The 587-nt window shown below is 44.6% G+C and carries 1 protein-coding gene; it reads left to right on the plus strand.

The features are described 5' to 3' along the window. Positions 1-578 (plus strand): transposase (locus tag KU855_RS18795; RefSeq protein ID WP_218532834.1); only part of this gene is annotated, 578 nt, incomplete at its 5' end. Between the last annotated feature and the right edge of the window lie 9 nt (positions 579-587).

The raw sequence follows: 587 nt of genomic DNA on the forward strand, positions 1-587 counted from the left end.
TGGTGCAGTTAACCCCCACACCTCAAGCCAGAAAAAAATGGCCTATGCTGCCTGACAATATTGTAGCTCGCTTACTGACGAAGACGGTAAAAGGTAAATTGGTTTCCATTTTGACCTCTTTAACTGACCCCTTACGTTATCCGGGGGCTGAGATAGTGGATTTATATGCCCATCGATGGGAGATAGAAGTGGGCTATCGGGAGATAAAGCAGCATCTTCTGGAGAGTCGCTTTACGTTACGCAGTCAATTACCTGAGCTGGTTATCCAAGAATTGTGGGGGGTACTGTTGGCCTATAACCTCATCAGATACAAGATGGTGTTGATGGCTAAAAGCTTACCGTCGTTACATCCGAACCAATTGAGCTTTAGAGATGCGTCGAGTTATATCATTTTAAAACTGACTCAGCTGTCATCTCAAACGCCAGGGAATGTCCCGAGAGATGTCTTGGACATAGTGCGTAATGCGAGACAGTTCAAGCTTGATGGGAAACGGGATAGGGCCTATCCACGTGCGTTAAAAATGAGTAAAAACAAGTATCCCATTAAGTCTAAGAAAAATGCCGTTCACACTAAGTGAACGGCATTA

It is taken from the genome of Shewanella sp. NIFS-20-20 (assembly GCF_019209865.1).
Lineage (GTDB): Bacteria > Pseudomonadota > Gammaproteobacteria > Enterobacterales > Shewanellaceae > Shewanella.